17 protein-coding genes are annotated in these 19,615 nt (G+C 43.2%); 4 read left to right on the forward strand and 13 right to left on the reverse strand.

Features of this window, described 5'->3' with window-relative positions; translation table 11 throughout:
* Positions 1-84: 84 nt before the first annotated feature.
* From QYF49_RS20790 to QYF49_RS20820, 7 genes are read right to left on the reverse strand one after another with little or no spacing between them, the layout of a single operon-like run.
* Positions 85-933 carry a DODA-type extradiol aromatic ring-opening family dioxygenase gene (locus tag QYF49_RS20790; RefSeq protein ID WP_290401508.1) on the reverse strand — a complete coding sequence of 283 codons (849 nt, stop codon included), beginning with the start codon at positions 931-933 and terminating at the stop codon, positions 85-87.
* A 19-nt stretch (positions 934-952) separates the two neighbouring features.
* Entirely contained in the window at positions 953-1,147 is a 195-nt protein-coding gene (locus tag QYF49_RS20795; protein WP_290401509.1) for a 4-oxalocrotonate tautomerase, read from the reverse strand.
* 22 nt (positions 1,148-1,169) lie between these two features.
* The gene (locus QYF49_RS20800; RefSeq protein WP_091007438.1) at positions 1,170-1,955 is read right to left on the reverse strand and encodes a 2-keto-4-pentenoate hydratase; all 786 of its coding nucleotides are present in this window, start codon (positions 1,953-1,955) and stop codon (positions 1,170-1,172) included.
* A 14-nt stretch (positions 1,956-1,969) separates the two neighbouring features.
* Entirely contained in the window at positions 1,970-2,998 is a 1,029-nt protein-coding gene (gene dmpG / locus QYF49_RS20805) for a 4-hydroxy-2-oxovalerate aldolase (RefSeq protein WP_290401510.1), read from the reverse strand.
* A 13-nt stretch (positions 2,999-3,011) separates the two neighbouring features.
* Positions 3,012-3,896, reverse strand: a complete 885-nt coding sequence (locus QYF49_RS20810; RefSeq protein WP_091007445.1) for an acetaldehyde dehydrogenase (acetylating) — start codon at positions 3,894-3,896, stop codon at positions 3,012-3,014.
* 24 nt (positions 3,897-3,920) lie between these two features.
* A complete protein-coding gene (locus QYF49_RS20815; protein WP_425589614.1) occupies positions 3,921-4,730 on the reverse strand; it encodes a 2-keto-4-pentenoate hydratase in 810 nt (269 codons plus the stop codon).
* Between the two features lie 12 nt (positions 4,731-4,742).
* Positions 4,743-6,218 carry an aldehyde dehydrogenase gene (locus QYF49_RS20820; RefSeq protein ID WP_290401511.1) on the reverse strand — a complete coding sequence of 492 codons (1,476 nt, stop codon included), beginning with the start codon at positions 6,216-6,218 and terminating at the stop codon, positions 4,743-4,745.
* 222 nt (positions 6,219-6,440) lie between these two features.
* Between QYF49_RS20820 and QYF49_RS20825 the strand changes: the two genes are divergently transcribed.
* Both QYF49_RS20825 and QYF49_RS20830 read left to right on the forward strand, forming a co-directional pair.
* Positions 6,441-7,217, forward strand: coding sequence for an IclR family transcriptional regulator (locus QYF49_RS20825; protein ID WP_290401512.1), 777 nt, complete (start codon positions 6,441-6,443; stop codon positions 7,215-7,217).
* Positions 7,218-7,250: 33 nt separating this feature from the next.
* Complete coding sequence (locus QYF49_RS20830) at positions 7,251-8,189, forward strand: amidohydrolase family protein (RefSeq protein ID WP_290401513.1); 939 nt, start codon at positions 7,251-7,253, stop codon at positions 8,187-8,189.
* A 1,074-nt stretch (positions 8,190-9,263) separates the two neighbouring features.
* Here QYF49_RS20830 and QYF49_RS20835 read toward each other — a convergent pair.
* From QYF49_RS20835 to QYF49_RS20855, 5 genes are all read right to left on the reverse strand, one after another.
* Entirely contained in the window at positions 9,264-10,661 is a 1,398-nt protein-coding gene (locus QYF49_RS20835) for a hypothetical protein (protein WP_290401514.1), read from the reverse strand.
* Positions 10,662-10,943: 282 nt separating this feature from the next.
* Positions 10,944-11,177 carry a ferredoxin gene (locus tag QYF49_RS20840; protein WP_290401515.1) on the reverse strand — a complete coding sequence of 78 codons (234 nt, stop codon included), beginning with the start codon at positions 11,175-11,177 and terminating at the stop codon, positions 10,944-10,946.
* Between the two features lie 178 nt (positions 11,178-11,355).
* The gene (locus QYF49_RS20845) at positions 11,356-12,372 is read right to left on the reverse strand and encodes an NAD(P)/FAD-dependent oxidoreductase (RefSeq protein WP_290401516.1); all 1,017 of its coding nucleotides are present in this window, start codon (positions 12,370-12,372) and stop codon (positions 11,356-11,358) included.
* Complete coding sequence (gene pyc / locus QYF49_RS20850; RefSeq protein ID WP_290401629.1) at positions 12,369-15,845, reverse strand: pyruvate carboxylase; 3,477 nt, start codon at positions 15,843-15,845, stop codon at positions 12,369-12,371. The genes QYF49_RS20845 and pyc overlap by 4 nt, the downstream gene beginning before the upstream one ends.
* 291 nt (positions 15,846-16,136) lie before the next feature.
* Entirely contained in the window at positions 16,137-17,018 is an 882-nt protein-coding gene (locus tag QYF49_RS20855; protein ID WP_290401517.1) for a LysR family transcriptional regulator, read from the reverse strand.
* A gap of 408 nt (positions 17,019-17,426) precedes the next feature.
* Between QYF49_RS20855 and QYF49_RS20860 the strand changes: the two genes are divergently transcribed.
* Both QYF49_RS20860 and QYF49_RS20865 read left to right on the forward strand, forming a co-directional pair.
* Positions 17,427-18,671, forward strand: a complete 1,245-nt coding sequence (locus tag QYF49_RS20860) for an MFS transporter (RefSeq protein WP_290401518.1) — start codon at positions 17,427-17,429, stop codon at positions 18,669-18,671.
* A 325-nt stretch (positions 18,672-18,996) separates the two neighbouring features.
* Positions 18,997-19,230, forward strand: a complete 234-nt coding sequence (locus QYF49_RS20865) for an IS3 family transposase (RefSeq protein ID WP_290401519.1) — start codon at positions 18,997-18,999, stop codon at positions 19,228-19,230.
* A 106-nt stretch (positions 19,231-19,336) separates the two neighbouring features.
* Here the strand turns inward: QYF49_RS20865 and QYF49_RS20870 are convergent, their stop codons facing one another.
* Positions 19,337-19,459 carry a Rossmann-fold NAD(P)-binding domain-containing protein gene (locus QYF49_RS20870; RefSeq protein ID WP_290401630.1) on the reverse strand — a complete coding sequence of 41 codons (123 nt, stop codon included), beginning with the start codon at positions 19,457-19,459 and terminating at the stop codon, positions 19,337-19,339.
* Positions 19,460-19,615 lie beyond the last annotated feature (156 nt).

Genomic DNA, 19,615 nt, shown 5'->3' on the forward strand with positions numbered 1-19,615 from the left:
CCGTATATTTTCTTTCGAGAAAACATTAAAATCCCACCTACTTAACAGGTGGGATTTATTGATGTTGGAAACATGAATGATCCTTTATTTCGCCTCTACCGTATGAGAGGGATGAGGATGAAGTTTTGCATGTTGAGGTTCAAAGGTCATAATGACATTGCCGCTCCCTGAGGATTGGCCATAACCATAGTAATCGCTCTTATGATTCCCTTCCAATACACCCAGCAACATCGCTAAGTGGCGTCCTCCTGATTCGACACCTGCATTTTTTGCATACTGAGGAAGCATGTTCCATGCCGATGAAAGATCACTTTGCTGCAAGTAATCTATGAACTGACGGTCTAGAGCCTGTTCAGACAAGGATGGCATCGCTTCCGGACCCCTTACTAGATTATGAGACAGGGCGCCGCTGCTGGCAAAAATAACGCGTTTATCGCTTTCTCGTAACACTTTCCCTATTTGCTGACCCCACACATAGGTTTCCTCTAGACTGGCTGCCCATGTAACCGAAAGATCAATGACAGGTATATCCCCGTTCGGAACAAGATACCGAAGAGGGACCACTGTACCATAGTCCCACACATAAGTTGGGTCGTTGACCTTTACGATTGGAAGTCCAGCCTCGATTCCTGCTTCCACCAACTGGGTGGACAAGTCTTCATCTCCCGGATAACGATATCGAACATCAGAAATCAATTCCGGGCACTCGAATGCGGTTAACACCCCTTTATGCTCAGGCGTGGCATCGACAAAGTGTTGAAAACTAGACAGCCAGTGGCAGGAGATCATTACAATCACATCAGGCTTCACGTCTTCAATGACCCTCGCAGTTTGATGCATACCCTCTATGATCTCATTCAGGAACTTTGGCGCTTGATCCTCATGGCACATTCGAGGTGTGTGCGGCACAAGCATTCCCAATTCAATCGTCATTTCAATTCCTCCCCGCGTATTATTGATTCTGTTTATCCGATACCGTCGTTCCGCCGATGCCCCAATGCGTTTTAGGAACCTCGGATACTAGAACACGCACGTTTTCTTTGGGAGCGTCCAGTGTGGCAGAGATGACTTCGGTTACATTGTGAATGACTTCCTTTATCTTCTCTTCCGGTCTTCCCTCTAACAGTTGAATGTTGACAATTGGCATGGTACCCTCCACTATGAATTTTCTATTCTATCACCTTAAAGGACACTTCCCCTAATCCGTCCAGTTTAGCCGAAACGGTGTCACCAACAGACAACATGACCGCACCTGTGACCGCTCCGCTTAAAATGACATCCCCGGCTTTTAATTTTTCTCCCTTTCTTGCCAGCATATTGGCCAGCATGGCAATCGAGTTCGCAGGATGTCCGACCACGGCCGCTCCCGCTCCAAAATCTTTGATTTCCCCATTGATGGATAATGTGACCCCGACCAAATCCAGCTCTAAACCTGCGGGGTCTGTTACGCGGTTGCCAATCACTACCCTGGATGAGGAGGCATTATCAGCAATGACATCGGGTAAGGTAAATTTAAAGTTTTCATACCGGCTATCAATAATTTCAAGTGCTGGGACCACATATTCTGTAGCTGCCAGCACTTGAGCGCCTGTCATACCCGGACCTTCAATATCCTTTCCTAACACAAAGGCGATTTCCGCTTCCACTTTAGGATGAATCAACTCTTGCATCGACAGTGCCCCGCCTTCGGGCACGACCATGTAGTCAAAGATGTAACCATAAATCGGCTCTTCCACATTCATCTGCTTCATTTTTGCCTGACTCGTCAACCCCATTTTGGGGCCGATTACACGGTGGCCTTGTCCTAATTTAATGGCTACGAGTTTTTCTTGAATCTTATACGCATCATCAATGGTCATATCCGGATAATCAGCTGTAATCCGAAACACATCTTTTTTTTCCGTTTCCGCTCGATGTAAAAATTCAGCTGTTGATTGATAATTAACCGTACTCATTCATGATTCCTCCCCTACCTGGCTGTCTTTTCAAGTTTTTTCTTTGCAATTTCCGCTGCGACGTCGACGATCATATCTTCCTGGCCGCCGACTACTTTACGTTTGCCGAGCTCGATTAAAATATCGCGAGAGTCAATTCCCAACTTTTTAGCCGCCCTTTGTGCATGGAGCTGAAAGCTCGAATAAACGCCGGCATAGCCTAACACAAGGCTGTCTTTTGTAATCTCCTGCGGCACGGAAAGAATAGGAGCGACAATGTCCTCTGCTAGATCCATCATCTTGTAGAGGTCCACCCCGGTTTCGATTCCTAATCGATCCAATACGGCCACCAGTACTTCGGTCTGGGTATTACCAGCTCCCGCCCCTAAACAGCGGACACTGCCATCAATCCTGGTCGCTCCTTCTTCGATCGCGACCAAGGTATTAGCCATGGCCAAAGATAGATTGTTATGGCCGTGAAAGCCAATTTCCACGCCTACATGCTGCTTTAGCGCCTGAATCCTCTCCCTGACTTGGTGAGGAAGGAGGGCTCCTGCGGAGTCGACGACATACACGATATCCGCTCCATAGCTTTCCATTAATCTCCCTTGCTCAACGAGCTTTTCCACCGGGGCCATATGGGACATCATGAGAAAGCCTACGGTTTCCATCCCTAACTCTTTGGCTAACCCAATATGTTGAGCAGAAACATCGGCCTCGGTGACATGTGTAGCGATTCTGGCCATTTTGGCTCCAAGATTCGATGCCTGTCTCAAATCATTCATCGTCCCGATTCCCGGAAGAAGCAAAACGGCGATTTTCGATTGTTCACAAACCGATGCGGCTGCTTCAATCAATTCAAATTCATTTGTACGGGATAATCCATATTGTAAAGATGAACCGGCTAATCCATCTCCATGGGATACTTCGATATAAGGGACATGAGCTTCCTCTAATGCTTTGGCTACTTTTACGACTTGCTCGACCGTAAATTGATGGGCGATGGCATGACTGCCATCACGCAACGCCACTTCCGTGATCAAAATGTCTCTTTTTTTTGTCATGATGTTCCCTCCTCTAAACCGTCTGTGCCGCAAGTCGATGTTTCGCGAATTCTTCAGCCACCTTCACCGCAGCAGCCGTCATAATATCGAGATTCCCTGAATATTTCGGCAAGTAATCACCTGCACCTTCCACTTCAAGGAAGACGGTGACTTTGTTTCCGTCGATGATCGGTTCTGTCCGTAAACGGTAGCCTGGTACATACGATTGAACCGTTTCTACCATCCCCTGAATGGAGGCTTGAATCGCTTCCTTATCCATGCTTCCTTCTTCCACCAGTGCGTACACGGTATCTCTCATGAGAATAGGCGGCTCCGCGGGGTTTAAAATGATAATGGCTTTCCCCTTTTTGGCTCCACCGATCACTTCGATCCCACGCGAGGTCGTTTGGGTAAATTCATCAATGTTGGCGCGTGTTCCCGGCCCTGCACTCTTACTGGAAATGGTGGCAACGATTTCAGCATATTCAACAGGGCTTACCCGATGAATCGCATGAACAATGGGAATGGTTGCCTGGCCTCCGCAGGTGATGAGATTCACATTCCCTTCCTCGATATGCTCACCCAGGTTAACCGGGGGTACCACTAGAGCCCCCACTGCAGCAGGGGTTAAATCAAGAACGGTTTTCCCTACTTCCTTTAAGAGTTTCGCATGACGAATGTGTGCCTTGGCAGAGGTCGCATCAAACACAACATCAGCCAGGTCAGGTCTTTCCAGAAACCCTTGAAGCCCTGTATCAATGACCTCATAGCCTCTTTCCTTTGCACGGCGCAAACCGTCTGATTCCGGGTCAATCCCAATCATGGTGGTTAATTGCAATAGAGCAGAACGCTCCAATTTCATCATCAAATCCGTGCCGATATTTCCCGATCCAAGAATGGCTACTTTCAGCTTGGACATAGATTTTCACCCCTTTCCTTCATCCTACTGATCTACTTTATTTGAAAATCGAACATTCACTTCACCTAAATGAGCAAAACGCGCTTGGAAATGATCTCCCGGTTCGCCGCTAATGGCAGCGGATAGGGCACCGGAAAGGATCACTTCTCCTGCTTTGAGCGTTATTCCGTATTCAAACAGTTTGTTGGCTAACCAGGCTACACAAGTCGCGGGATGTCCTAAAGCAGCCGCTCCGACCCCTGTATTCATGATTTCGCCATTCTTGTACAGAACCATCCCGACTTGGGCCAGGTCGAGTTTATCAATGGAAAGTGGCTTTCCGCCCAACACATAAAGTCCGGAAGAGGCGTTATCAGCAATCGTATCCTGCAATTTGATGTTCCAGTCTGCGATCCGGCTGTCTACAATCTCTAAAGCGGGAAGGACATAATCTGTAGCTTGCAAAACATCCATTTCCGTGACGCGCGGACCTGCTAAATCTTTTTTCAATACAAACGCAATCTCTGCTTCTACTTTCGGTTGAAGCACTTTATGGAATGAGATTTCCTCACCATTTTCAATCACCATTCCATTTAGGAGATGACCATAGTCCGGTTGGTCCACCCCCAACAAGTTTTGCATGGCGACAGAGGTTAACCCAATCTTTTTTCCGACTATCTTCTGACCGGCTTCCAATTGCTTTTGAATCGTAAGCAATTGAACCTGATACGCTTCCCTCACAGTCAGATTCGGATCAAGTTTGGTAAGGGGAGATACCCCCCGGCCTTGAATGTTCGCCTGATCCAAATGCTCGGCGAATTTTTCTGTTTTTTCTGCCTTTGTAGTTGTGTTCAAAGATAATCCCTCCTATAACTTAATGCAAATATTCGTTAATTCACTGTAGAATTCAAAGCTGTGCATGCCGCCTTCACGTCCAATACCGCTCTGTTTCATACCGCCAAACGGTGTACGCAAGTCACGCAAGAACCATGTATTCACCCATACGATGCCTGCTTCGATTTGTCCTGCCACACGGTGTGCACGGCGAAGATCATTGGTCCAAATGGAGGCGCTTAACCCATAATGTGTGTCATTGGCCTGTGCAATTACTTCTTCTTCTAAATCAAAAGGAATAACGGTGACAACAGGTCCAAAAATCTCTTCTCGAACCACTCGGCAATTACGGTCTAACCCTGTAATAATCGTAGGCTCGAGGAAGTACCCTTTATCCAAACCTTCCGGACGTTTTCCACCTGCTAAGATTTGTCCGCCTTCCTCTTTTGCCAATTGAATAAAGCTCGTTACCCGTTCGTAATGTTCTTCTCCAATAAGCGCACCGACCTTGGTTTTAGGATCAAAGGGATCCCCAACCACCAGTTGTTTTGTTTTGGCGACAAACTTTTGTAAGAACTCTTCATAAACAGTACGTTCCACGTAGATGCGCGAACCGCAAAGACACACTTCCCCTTGGTTGATAAAGCTGGATTTCACTGTTGTTTCAATGACTTCATCCAAATCGGAATCCGCAAAAATGATATTGGGGTTTTTACCGCCAAGTTCGTATGAAAGTTTCTTTAATGATTTTGCAGCAGCGGACATGATCACTTTTCCTGTTGTGGTTTCCCCCGTAAAGGAAATCGCATCGACATCAGGGTGTTCGGTTAATGCTGATCCAGCAGAATCCGGACCGAATCCATGAACAATGTTCACGACTCCATCAGGCACCCCAGCATCACGGCAGATCTCACCAAGCAGAGTTGCCGTCATCGGTGTTAATTCTGCCGGCTTAATCACGGCTGTGTTTCCTGCTGCCAAGCAGGGCGCCAACTTCCAAGTTAATAATAGAAGAGGCAGGTTCCAGGGATTGATCAATCCAACTACACCTACAGGGCGGCGAACCGAATAGTTAATGGCCACGTCATCAGTTTGATACGCTTCTGTTCCCAAACCTCTTAAGTAGTCGGCAAAGAAATGGAAATTATACGCGGCCCTTGGGATATCAATTGTGCTTGAAAGCCAGTAAGGTTTCCCCGTATCAAGCGATTCTAATCTGGCCAGTTCATCTTTTCTCTCAAGGATAATATCCCCGATCCGTCTGATTACGTTGATGCGATCGTTTGACGTCATCTTTTTCCATGTCCCGTTTAAAGCTCTTCTCGCAGCCCCCACGGCTAGGTCAATTTCTTCTTTTCCTCCTTCACAAACCTGGCCTAAAACTTCTTGGGTCGCTGGATTAATATTGTGAAACGTTTTTTCACTTTGTGAAGTCAGATATTGACCATTAATAAAATGCTTGCAATCTAATGCTTTTACATTGTTCTCTAACGTTGATTGTAATGACATGTGAAACCTCCTTGAAAGGGTATACAAACCTGATTTTGGATTTCTTTCTTCATAGTAACGAGAGAAAAATCATTATACAACACCGTTGTTCTTCTATATGGAACAACAGAAAGAATTTAAAAAATTTTTTGAATATTGTATAGATTAAGAACTTACGTTACACTTATTGTGTACCATAGAAGATTATTGTTCTGTTATACGCAACAAGAAAGGCGGGATGGTATGGAAACTAAGACCAAGCAGGACTATCTACTTTCTTCGGTGAAAAATTCGCTTCGTTTGTTACGCAGCTTTTCTTTAGATGAACCAGAGAAAAAAGTGACGGATTTGGCTTCTTCATTAGGATTGGGAAAGAGCACGGTTAGTCGTTTATTAGCCACTCTGGCAAGCGAAGGCTTTGTTTTAAAAGATCCGGAGACCCATAAATATCGTTTAGGTCTATCGATTCTTAATTTAAATACGGTGGTCACTTCAAACTTGGAAATCAATCGGGAATCACTGCCCGTTCTTCAAAGGATCGTCCAGAACATTGGAGAAGCTGCCCATGTGGCGGCTTTAGAAGGTATGGATGTTGTTTATTTAAATCGAGTCGAATGCAAACATCCGGTACAGATATTATCTCATGTGGGAAGAAGAAACCCGATACATTGTACAAGTTCTGGGAAAGTGATACTGGCCTATCAAAAACAGGACGTCATCGACCAATTACTTGAAAGCCCACTGCAAAAGTACACCGTAAACACCATCAGCGATTCAGATGATTTGCGCACGAGTCTGCACACGATAAAAGAACAAGGATATGCCATTAGCATTGAGGAACTGCTTGAAGGGGTGGCATCCGTTGCAGCACCCATACGGGATTATACCGGAAAAGTTGTATACGCCATCAGCGTGACGGGGCCTGTTCATCGCATGAACCCCCACAATATTACGATTATTAATAAGGTCAAAAGTGCAGCTAAGGAAATTTCGGAGAACTTAGGGTACTGGAGAGGTTAGTGGATCTTATAAAAAATAGGGAGCGTGATGTTTTTGTTTGATATGCATACTCACTTTATTCCACCAGAAGTATTGCTTTGGCTGAAGGAACACCAACATGTGGTTGACGCCAAATGGGAGAAGAAAGCGCCTGATCAGGCCGAATTTTTGGTCATCAATAACAAATGGGGGTTTGAACTCAAAGAGTCATTTACCAAACCTGCATTATACCTGCAAGAACAAGAAAAGGCCGGAGTTTCTCACTCTCTGGTTTCACCTATACCGCAACTATTTATGTACGATTTTCCTGAAGCGATTACACGTGAGGTTTCATCTGTCTATAATGCTGCCCTCGCTCATTGGGTGGGAGAGGAAAGCGAACGTTTATCTGCCTTAGCTACCATTCCACTGAATGATCCTCATCAGGCAGCAGATGAGTTAAAACATGCAATGGACTTGGGCTTAAAAGGGGCCATTATTGGTCCTGGAGTATCAAACGTCATGTTGAGCGATGAATTTTTTATTCCTTTCTGGGAAGAAGCGAATGTTCAAAAAGCGATTATTTTTATTCATCCTTTACTATGTGATGATGCGCGTCTGAAAAAAAGAATGATGCCTAATTTAATAGGGGTACCGTGGGAAACGACGGTCTGTGCGACAGATTTATTGTTAAGCGGTTTGCTCGACAAATATCCAAAGGTAAAAATTTTGCTGGCCCATGGTGGTGGTTTCCTTCCCTATCAAATTGGCCGGTTAAATAAAGGGTATGAGAAATGGACAAATGTTTCGGCCTCACTTCAGGCGCCGCCGGAAGACTACTTGCGCCGGTTTTGGTATGATAGCGTACTTTGGCACAGTGAAAGCTTGAATTACCTCGTTGAAGTGGTGGGATCTGACAGGGTGGTTCCTGGATCCGATTTTCCTTTTGACCTTTGTGCCTGGCCCCCTATGATACATAATGAGAGAGGGGTTCAATCTCTATTATCGATCTAAATGTTTATTTTTTGCATACCCAAATCAATTTTTGATAGAAAAGTTTAATCGAGTAGGAGGGGGTGATTAACCCCCGACCTCTCACACCACCGTACGTACGGTTCCGTATACGGCGGTTCAAAAGTTTATGAAATCATGTTCGTCAAGGTTTTCAAACCTAGCTTTTGCCAGTATTGATTGTTAAGAGCTATATGTAAAATTGGGTTATTCGAGAAGCGCCAGTATCCTTTCCGGGTATTGGCGCATTTCCATGCCTGTTCCGATTCGATTCCAAATCTTTTGAGGTTCCGGTTTTTCGTCTGGGTCTTTTTCACAATAGGACTCCACACTATAGTGAGTTTGTCTGGTTTTCCGAACCTTCCTCCTCTCTATAGTCCTAAAGGTGGGCTGTGTCTGCATTTTGAAATGCCCCCTAACACGGTCGCTCCTTTCGTTCTGTCCTTCCCAACCGTTAGGTTGTACTATGACGTCTACTGACTTCTCGTAATTCATCTATCCATCACTGAATAGGTTCCCATAACAGGTTAACACGAGATCTCTCAGGGTAAGTTCATCCACTTTCCCCTCATCTATCTGCCACATTTATTCCTGTTTCATCCGGGGATATTTTGGACTTCGTTTTGTTATGCAAACTCGTCCTGAAAGCAGAAACCTCAAATGTGATTCGTGTACCTCAGATCGAGGATTTGTCTCGAGCTTCCTTCAGATTCCATGTCACCATGGACACCCTTGCTTCCGACTAATGGTTCGCATATCCCAACGCCCATAACGGACTTTCACCGTCTAGTTGATGAACATGCCTGGCACACATAACAAAGGGCAGCCTCGATTGGCTGCCCTTTATCTATGATTTGCATTTAAATGGATGGCATCACTTTAACTCTTCTTTTTTTTGGAGGGAAAGGGCGATAGATTTTAATCTCAGCCTCTTTCTTGCAAAATGAACAGGGAAAGTGGTGATTTTCCACTTTTTTCACATGAGGAACCTCAAAATGTTTAAGCCCCTCTTTAACATGTTTGTTACACACCAAGAGCATATGAACCTCTCCATTCTAATATTGAATAGATTTCTTCCTAAACCAACAAAATAGCTGCGGCTAAAATAAGGGAAAATCCGACAACATTCACTAGGCTCCATCTAGCAATACGTAACGGAGCGACATCAATCATGGATGACAACAGCCCAAGAGTTCCGCTAAATGGCCCCATATAAAACGTCATGACTGCACCGCCCAGAAAAGCGATCGTCATTTGTTCGGGTGTAAATCCGAGAATAGCCGGTGTTAGGGATTGGGCCAGCAAATGGACGACGACAATCGGATGCAATCCGATATAGGATAACAGCAGCGTCATGTATGGGATCAGAAGTAAAAACAAATGAATACCAATCAGCTCTTTGCATTGAACAAATAGCTGATTGACCAACTGGTCATTTCCGGAATAGTGAAGAGCCTGTACAAAAAAACCGGCGCTCAAAAAAATCGCAAACGATTCACTCATTTCTGCTACTTTTCGTGTAAAATGATGTTTCACCTCCAGCCAAAAAGACTGGCCCCTCTTTAGCAAAAGACACCATATCCATGCGAAGGGAACTGTTAAAAGGGTGACGGTTACAACTAAACCCAATGAAAAAACCGCATCGACGCTGACGATCAAGAATAAGAGCAAAACAATGGCAAGCACGATTTGAAACATCTTACGGAAAAGCAAAGGGGGATCATCAAGGGGTATTTGTTCGGCGGCGGATGCTGTTTCTTGATCTCCAACAACGGATGGCCTCCCGCCTTCCATCCATCTGAAAAGAATCCAGTTCATGACGAGCGTTGCTAAACTGATGGAAAATAAAACGGGCACGATTGACAACCACCGAACGTGAGTAACATAAAGAACAACCCCGACAATGCCCGATAAAGGGGTCCACATAATAGGTAAAGAGTATCCATGAAGAATGCCGATCGCCAAAAATCGCTTGGGATTTTTCATTGGCAAAGCTTCCACAGACGATTTAACGCTGGAATGGACAATGGGAATCGCGGCCATATTCAAAAAACTCCCGAGAATATAAGATAATCCCGTGACAACGCGATACAATGTAGAAATTGATTTTACTTTCCTCTGAAATAACTCTTCAAAAACCTTCCTGTACCCTCCAACCTGTATGGGGAGCGCCAATAAAGGAACGATGGCAAAGAGGGAGAGCAAATAGAGCATGTCCCCATAAAGCTTTACGTAGGATGAGAAATCAATTCCCTTACTTTCAACCATCCATGTCCCTAACGTCAAAAATAGAATGGACAAGAGTCTCGTAAAAAAATGACAGGATGGAAGCGATGCTGCAATAGCCAATATGGAAACGATTGACAACACCAACCCTATCCCTTTAAATGGGGCGAGCTGAAACACAGGAAACAGAGCCACAGCAAGTGTGAAAAGAATAGATTTTCCATAAATCGAGAAGCGCTGTATTTTCATCTATCATACCAGAAAGGGAAATCATCGATTTCCCTTGTAGCCTTTCTGTTAACATTTCAAAAATTACGTATCGATCGTCAGCTTTTTTTCTTAAATTTCAGGAGCATCCTCTTTCCAAACTCCCCTTATCAACAGAGCTTTAATCATATATGTTAATGTTGGCATAAACGTCTATGTTGTAATCAACATTAACATAAGTAGTGAACTAGATCATGATTTCTATAAAGATTCAAGAAATGACCTTTTAAAAAAATTTTTACACGGGAACAATAATGATTCGAATTAATTGGCCTCACCGTTAAAAGGCTCATTCCCTAGCTTAATCGATTCAGTCGGGCAACCTTCAAGAGCATCTTCCGCGTCATCAATCAATTCGTTTGGAATTTCTACGATACCCTGATTGTCATCTAATGTGACAAAAGCAATACCTTCCTCATCATAGTTATAAATGTCAGGGGCTGCAGCTCCGCATGCTCCGCATGCAATACACGTGTCTTTGGCTACAATAGTGTACATGGGTCAATCCCTCCTACTTTTTTTAAAAACCAAATCTGATCATTTATATCATGCAGGAAACCCGCATGTGTCTTTCTTCTGATAAACGTTTTTATAGTTGTAAGAATCTGGTCGCCTCGTGAGTTTCCTCCCTTGCCAACCAACAAAAGCCTTTGTTCCTTGATATATGCATGAGGAATTACCCTATCGGAACAGTAGGTTTAAAGGCCTGCATGGAAGTACTGTGGCCGGGTTGAATCTTCGCATGTGGATCGATATAGGCCTTTGCATTATTAACGGCGATAGGCGCTTCACCGAGACCCACGGCAATTAATTTCACCTTTCCTGGATAGGTACTGATATCTCCTGCTGCGTATATCCCCGGAATATTGGTTTCCATTTTTGAGTTCACCACTATACTTCCTTTTTCTAATTCAAGTCCCCACTTTTTAATGGGACCTAGACTTGAAATGAACCCAAAGTTCACAATTAAATCATCCAATTCGATCAATTTTTCCTCTTTCGTGTCATTATGATAAAGAACAATTTGCTCGACCTGGTCTTCGCCGATCAGATCTTTGTACTGATAAGGCGTCAAAATGTTTACCGTAGAGTTTCTCAATTTTTCTACGCTATGTTCATGAGCACGAAATTTATCTCTGCGATGAATAAGGGTCACCTTTTTGGCAATCGGTTCTAACATTAAAGCCCAATCCACAGCGGAGTCTCCTCCACCAAGGATCACCACTTTTTTATTAGCGAATCGACTTAATCCACTCACAAAGTAATGAAGATTTTTCTTTTCATAGTGGTGTACAAATTTGTGAGCAAGACGCCTTGGTTCAAAAGCTCCTACGCCCGCTGTAATAATAATCGATTTGGCAAAATGCGTTCCTTTATCTGTGGTCACTTCAAACTTATCGATTTGCTTGTCTATATCCAAAACACGTTCCTCTAATGAAACGGCTGGGTTAAAAAGCATGGCCTGTTCTTTTAATGAATCGACGAGTTCTTGTGCACGTACTTCCGGGAATCCGGCCACATCATAGATATACTTTTCAGGATATAATGTGGCAAGCTGTCCCCCTAATTGAGGCATGCTTTCAATGATTTTCACACTACAATGGCGCATTCCTCCATAAAAAGTAGTGAAAAGGCCAGTGGGACCCCCACCAATTACAATAATGTCATAGATTTTTTCATCACGGTAACTCATGTAAAAACCTCCTCTTTTTTGGCTGATTGATTGACCAGTTCAAGTTCGATTAAGAGATCACCCGTATCAATAAAATCTCCTGCTTTGACGTGAGTCTCTTTCACAATGGCATCATACGGGGACTGTATGGTGGTCTCCATTTTCATCGCCTCGGTCACGATGAGATGTTGTCCTTTTTTGACTTGATCTCCCGGTTGGACCATCACTTTAAGGATATTTCTCCTCATAGTTCCCCCAATTTGATTGGGGTTGGCTCGTTCAGCTTTGCGTCGAGTATCAGCGGTGACTTTAATCGATTGGTCTCGGACCGTAATTTCACGGGGATAACCATTAAGCTCGAAATAAATGGTTTTCGTGCCGTCTTCTAACAAAGGACCTATTGCACAGAGTTTGATGATTAATGTTTTTCCTAACTCAATTTCTACGGCTATTTCCTCTCCCACACGAAGACCGTGAAAAAAGGTTGGTGTATCAAGGACCGACAATTCATCAAATTCAACGAATAACTTCTCTCGATCTAAAAATACCTTTGGATACATGATATAGGACATGACATCATATTCAGTGGCTGGGCGGCCGATTTTCGTTTCTAGTTCTTCCTGAACTTTGTCAAAGTCTACAGGTGGAAGTAATTCACCGGGTCGGCAGGTAAAATAATCGCGTTCTCTCAGAATAATGTCACGGAGCTTTTCTGGAAAGCCGCCAGTAGGCTGTCCGAGATAACCCTGAAAGAAGTTGATGACAGATTCCGGGAAATCAAGCAGGTTGCCCTTTTCATAAACATCTGATTCCGATAAATGGTTTTGGACAAGAAATAAAGCCATATCCCCCACAACTTTAGAGGATGGGGTGACCTTCACAATGTCGCCAAACATTTGATTCACCGTAGAATACGTCTTTTTAACTTCCTCCCAGCGATCAGACAAACCTAATCCCTTTGCTTGTTGATGGAGATTGGTATATTGACCCCCTGGCATTTCATGGGTATAAATTTCGGAGTTCGAAGCATTCATTCCGCTTTCAAAAGGCGCATAGTATGGACGCGTATCCTCCCAATAATCGGAAAGCTTTTGTAGGTTGTCAGGTTGTAAACCGGTTTCCCATTCTTGCCCTTGGACAGAGGCGACCAGCCCATTTAAGCTGGGTTGGGAAGTGACTCCCGACATGGAACTGATCGCGGTGTCCACGATATCGACACCGGCTTCACACGCTTTGATTAACGTGGCCATTTGATTTCCGCTTGTATCGTGCGTATGAAGATGAATCGGAATCCCAATTTCCTCTTTCAATGTTTTGACCAATTTGTATGCGGCAAAAGGTTTGAGGAGCCCCGCCATATCCTTGATCGCAAGGATATTTGCGCCAGATTTTTCTAATTCCTTCGCTAAGGCAACATAATACGTTAAAGAATACTTATCTCGATTGGGGTCCAGGATATCTCCTGTATAACAGATGGCAGCTTCGGCCACTTTACCGGATTCTCGAACATTATAAATCGCGCTCTTCATATTTTCTGTCCAATTTAAGCTGTCAAATATTCTAAAGATATCGATTCCCGATTCTGCCGCAAGCTGGATAAATTTTCGGATACTATTATCTGGATAATTGGTGTATCCTACCGCGTTGGCACCTCTAAACAGCATTTGAAACAAAATATTTGGAATTCGTCGCCTTAGTAGGTGCAGTCGTTCCCAAGGATCTTCATTCAAATACCGCATCGTGGTATCAAACGTGGCACCACCCCACATCTCGATGGAGAAGAGATTAGGAGCTAACTTGCCTGTTGCTTCAGAAATGTTTAAGAGATCATGGGTACGAACCCTTGTGGCAACCAAGGATTGATGGGCATCACGAAAGGTGGTATCCGTGACTAATAATTGTTTATTGTCTAGAATCCATTGCTGCAGTCCCTTGACCCCTTGTTGCTCCAAAATTTGCTTGGTTCCGGCTGGATATTCCTGTTTAACTGGCGTAAACGGAATTCTCGGTGCATCAAAGGACGGTTTCTCTTTTGATAGCAGACCAGGGTGACCATTGACTAGGGTTTGCCCAATATAGTTCAATAACTTCGTACCCCGGTCTTTTCGTTTCGGAAATTCAAATAATTCGGGCGTGCTTTCAATAAAGGAGGTGTTGTATGTGCCCTTTAAAAAATCTGGATGTTGGATCACATTTTCGAGAAACGGAATATTGGTTTTGACGCCACGGATCCGAAACTCTTTTAGGCTTCGCAATATTTTAGCGGCCGCCTGTTCATAGTTCATGGACCAAGCAGACGCTTTCACTAACAAAGAATCATAGTGCGGGCTAACGACGGCGCCTTGGCTTGCGCTTCCAGAGTCTAAACGAATGCCAAAACCGCCACCCGACCGGTAAGCCAGTATTTTTCCTGTATCGGGAAGGAAGTTTTGTTCTGGGTCTTCGGTTGTCACGCGGCATTGGATCGCATATCCGCGAGGGTTGATTTCGTGTTGATCCGGGATCGAAATTTCAGGATCTTCCAACGCATATCCTTCAGCAATCCGGATTTGAGACTGCACGATGTCTATCCCGGTAATCATTTCGGTGATGGTGTGTTCCACTTGAACACGAGGATTGACCTCAATAAAATAAAACTGTTGATCTTTTGTGACCAGGAATTCAACTGTGCCGGCATTCACATACTCCGATTTTTTCATGAGCTGTAAAGCTGCATCATTGATTTGTTGACATAACTGAGCCGGTAAAGAAACGCTGGGTGCCACTTCGATCACTTTCTGATGACGTCTTTGGATGGAACAATCTCGTTCAAACAAATGGACCACCTTGCCGTACCGATCAGCTAAAATTTGAACCTCAATATGTTTGGGATTTTCGAGATATTTTTCAATATAGACGGAGGTGTTTCCAAATGATGATTTCGCCTCTGAACTCGCACGTTCTAACGAATCCTGTAATTCCTCATCGCATCGAACAATGCGCATCCCCCGACCACCCCCTCCGGATGATGCTTTGATGATAATCGGATAACCGTGTTCTTCAACAAAGCGAGAGGCCTCTTGAAGTCTTTCAATCGGCTTAGGTGTCCCAGGAATAACCGGGATTCCAGCATGTATCGCCATTTCTCTCGCATCGACTTTATCGCCGAACCTCTTAATGTGTTCTGGGGACGGTCCGATAAATGCGATTCCTTCCTCTTGGCATCTTTGGGCAAACTCTGCATTTTCAGCGAGGAATCCGTATCCTGGATGAATGGCATCCACATCATGGCGATGGGCCACTTCCAAGAGACCCTCAATATCAAGATAAGCTTCAATGGGCCCCTTTCCTTTCCCGATCAGATACGATTCATCTGCTTTGAATCGGTGTAAAGAAATTTGATCTTCCTCAGAGTAAACCGCAACCGTACGAATTCCGAGTTCGGTACACGCTCGAAAAATGCGGATGGCAATCTCCCCTCGATTCGCAACTAATACTTTCTTAAAAGGTGTAATGGCTTTATTAATCTTCCCTCACTCCTATCGGAAAACAACATGAAAACAGATAAAAAGACCTAAGTGAATGAATTTTCATATTATTTAATTTGATTTGCTTTATGATAGGATATAGAAATATACTATACAAGACCATTGTTCTGCTATACGGAATTAAAGAGAAAAAAGTGAGGGAAAAACAATAACGATTACCATCATTTTTGTTTTTTATCGGTAAAAATAAAAAAATTCAGCTAAAACATAAGCCGAATTCCAAAAGATGCTGATTTGTGCTGCTTGCGACTTGTAACGTTATGAAAAAATTCGTTTAGAATTTTGGATGATCGTTTCTTTTATAGTTTGAGGGATATCAGCATGTGAAAATAAGTAAATAGGAGTAGATGGAAGAGATTTACGGAGATTCACTTTTTTCAACTTTCCATTCTTCAGTTCTTCTTGTACTAAAATCTCTTGTAAAAAAGCAACCCCCACCCCTTTACGCACCATCATCTTTATCCAGCCTACATTATTAATTTCTACTTCCTTATATTCTTTTAAACGATGTTTCTCCAAAAATTGTGCGATCACAAACTCGCGATTATAGACAATGATACGTTCGTTTTCCAAATCCGAGGGTACAATTTTATCGAATGCTGCAAGAGGGTGATCAGGTGCACAAACAAGGATATTTTCTTCATTGGCAATCTTAATCACCGAAAGATCGGTATGGTTCTTTTTAGCATCCACATCCACGTAAGCAAATGCAATGTCTATTTCTGCTTTGCGAATATCTTCCGTGATTTCCTCAGTCGATCGAATGTCAATCGGGAATTCAAAGCCCGGAAAACGATCATATAAACTTTTTAAGATTTCTGGCAATATCTCAACACCCATGTGATGCGTACAGGATATTTTGATTTTTTTAGATTGGACAGGTTCTTCTTTAAGGACATCTTGTGCTTTATTGATGAGTAGAAAGGCCTCTTGAAAATATAAAAAAACTTTTTTTCCGGATTGGGTCAATACGGTTTTCTTTCCACTTTCTCTTTCAAACAAGGTAGTATTTAGATGTTTTTCCAGTTGTTGAATGCGAACACTGATCGTTGGCTGGCTAATATACAGAGCATGGGCTGCAGCTGAAAAACTGCCTTTTTCTACTACCATGAGGAATGCTTCAATGTTCTTTAATTCCATAGTTATTTTCCTCTCCTTATTGGAAGTAACAAACATTAACCTATTAATAATATTAATGCATCACATATAAACTATCAATTTGAAATTTTGGTTCATTACGACTAATGTTAATAACAACAGTTTTAATTTTCTGAAAAAACTAGTCTACTTGAAAGAGTCAAAAGGGAGTTTGATAACGAAACAGAGCCGGTCCCCTATCCCGTTCAAGCCTGAAAGTATAACAGGAGGTGAAGTAAGGCAAAAAAGCAGGCTCAAAATGAAAGCGTTGTCAACAGTGGCTAACTAGCTTGTATAAGAAAGGGAATTGATGACCATACATCCCCATAAACCTTCATAGCTTTTTGAGTATTTAATCATCAAATTCTAACAATAAGGAGAAAAAAATGAAATGCTAGGAGGATTAAAAAATTGAATAATAGAATGATGTCAGCTTTTACCGTTTTATTTATTGCATGGTTAACGTACTTCTTTTCTTATATGAGTAGAATGTCATGGCCTCCCATTATACCCTTGGCATCCAGTGACTATGGCATAAATTCTGCTCAGGCGGGAAGCTTCATGACCGCTTTTTACGTGGGATATGTCATTACGCAGATCCCAGGAGGCTTTTTAACGGATCGATATGGTTATCGAAAGGTGTTACTAGGCTGCTTTTTTATCATCGGCGCATCCACGCTGATGACGGGACTTGTTCCTGATTTCCGACTGGGACTTGTAGCCAGATTTTTTGCAGGAGTCGGCTCAGGGGCGATTTTTTCTTCTGGCCTCGTCGCGATAACGGATTGGTTTCCTAAGAACAGACGTGGATTGGCGAATGGAATATTTATGACGTCCACTTCTTTAGGTGTTTCAGTGGTAAATTTATACGTTCCGGTAGTGGCCAATGGGTTTGGTTGGCGGGCAACTTTTTTGGTATCAGGTATCCTTCCTTTTCTAGGATTACTACTGGGCTATTTTTTACTTAAGGAACGCACCCCAAAAGCCCAACAGCCAAAAGAGCAAAATAGCAGTCGTCGTTTTTCGCACGATTTGTTGTCCATCTTAAAAAATAGAAATCTAATGTTAGTAGGACTATCCGGATTTTGCGGACAGTGGGCGACTTTAGGAGTCGCAACATGGGCCAATACGTACTTAAATAAATCTTTGCATCTTTCTCTTGTACAAGCAGGTTTATTTATGTCTGTTTATGCCATCGCAGCGTTACTTTGTAAACCCTTGACTGGATTGATGTCAGACTATGTGAACCGTAAATCCCTGACGTTTTGGATTCTCTTGTCAATCGTTCCCATCCTGTTATGGTTTGGTGTGAATCGAAATCTATCGATGTTATATTTCCTAATTCCAACAATTGGCGTTTTAGCCTATGCATTTTATCCGATCATGAATACGATCATTTGTGAATCGATAGATAAGAAACTTGTGGGGACCGCCTCTGGCGTGGTAAATTCACTTTGGCAGTTAGGTGCTCTGATCTCACCTTTAGTTGTAGGGGCTGTCATTGATGCAACACATAATTTCTTTTATGTTTTTGCGACGTTGGCTCTTGGCCCGCTGGTGGGAGCATTGGTCATTTTATTCGTTAAACTCGAGAAAAAAGAATCAACGGTTAAGCCTACTGAACAACAATTTTCTGCGGTCAAAGGGATATCCTGACTCATCCTGCCAAGAATTTATCCAACTTGGTTTTAAGGGTATCAGTATCATTCTTAATAACCGTAGAATCATATCACATAGCCCTATTTCATTGCTTCGGCCATACATCCTGCAAACTCCTTGTTATTCAAGGAGTTTTTTGCTTTTGAACGGCTTCGGTTCAATGTCTGCTCAAACTAATGAAAGGCCCCTTACGAACAATTAAAAGTAACTTATTCATGGCCGGGGAACGTCCTTCAACTTTCCGCTGCACTACGCGAAGCAGTGTTGATTCACCAATGCCGAAAAAGTGTATCGATTTTGCTTTGGTTAAGGCTTTTACTGCATGGCTGAGTTTGTCCGTATTGATGATTTGTGCTGTTTCTTTCAATTTTTGAATGCTGTTGTTCGTCATCTTCTGGATGACCGCTTCTTGGGAGATGAAATTGACGCTTCTTCCTGCATAACGATTGAAGAATTACGGCGAGTAATTGAGGATTATATTGAATTCTACAATTCGGGGCGTTATCAATGGAGCAAAAAGAATAACCCCGGAAACAATTTCGAGGTCATCTGTTAGCTGCCTAAAAGAGGCTTTTATTAAACTGTTAAGGGTACAGTTCATTATCCACTTCTGTTCTTTATGTGGATCATGTTGGTTTTGATTTTGCCAGCTCTAAACCGCCCTACCAGACTTGAGCAATTTGAGCGATTTTAGTTGCCTCCCAGACGGGTAAAACAGTGAAGCCGTCTTGCGTTGCTAACTCCCAGTTTTCATCCCCAATTCGAAGACCGATCACGAGATCAATGCCAAGGCTTCTTAATAAATGCGCTCGTTGCTGCCCACCATTATCCTGGTATCCGAGGCAGTCGAATTCATCTCCTCAGGAAAATTTCCTCTCGGAATCATGAAACCCCATAATTATACATTAAATGAGACCGACCTGGCATTAAGAACTGCTGCA

This window comes from Fictibacillus terranigra (assembly GCF_030412265.1).
Taxonomy (GTDB): Bacteria; Bacillota; Bacilli; order Bacillales; family Fictibacillaceae; genus Fictibacillus_C; species Fictibacillus_C terrinigri.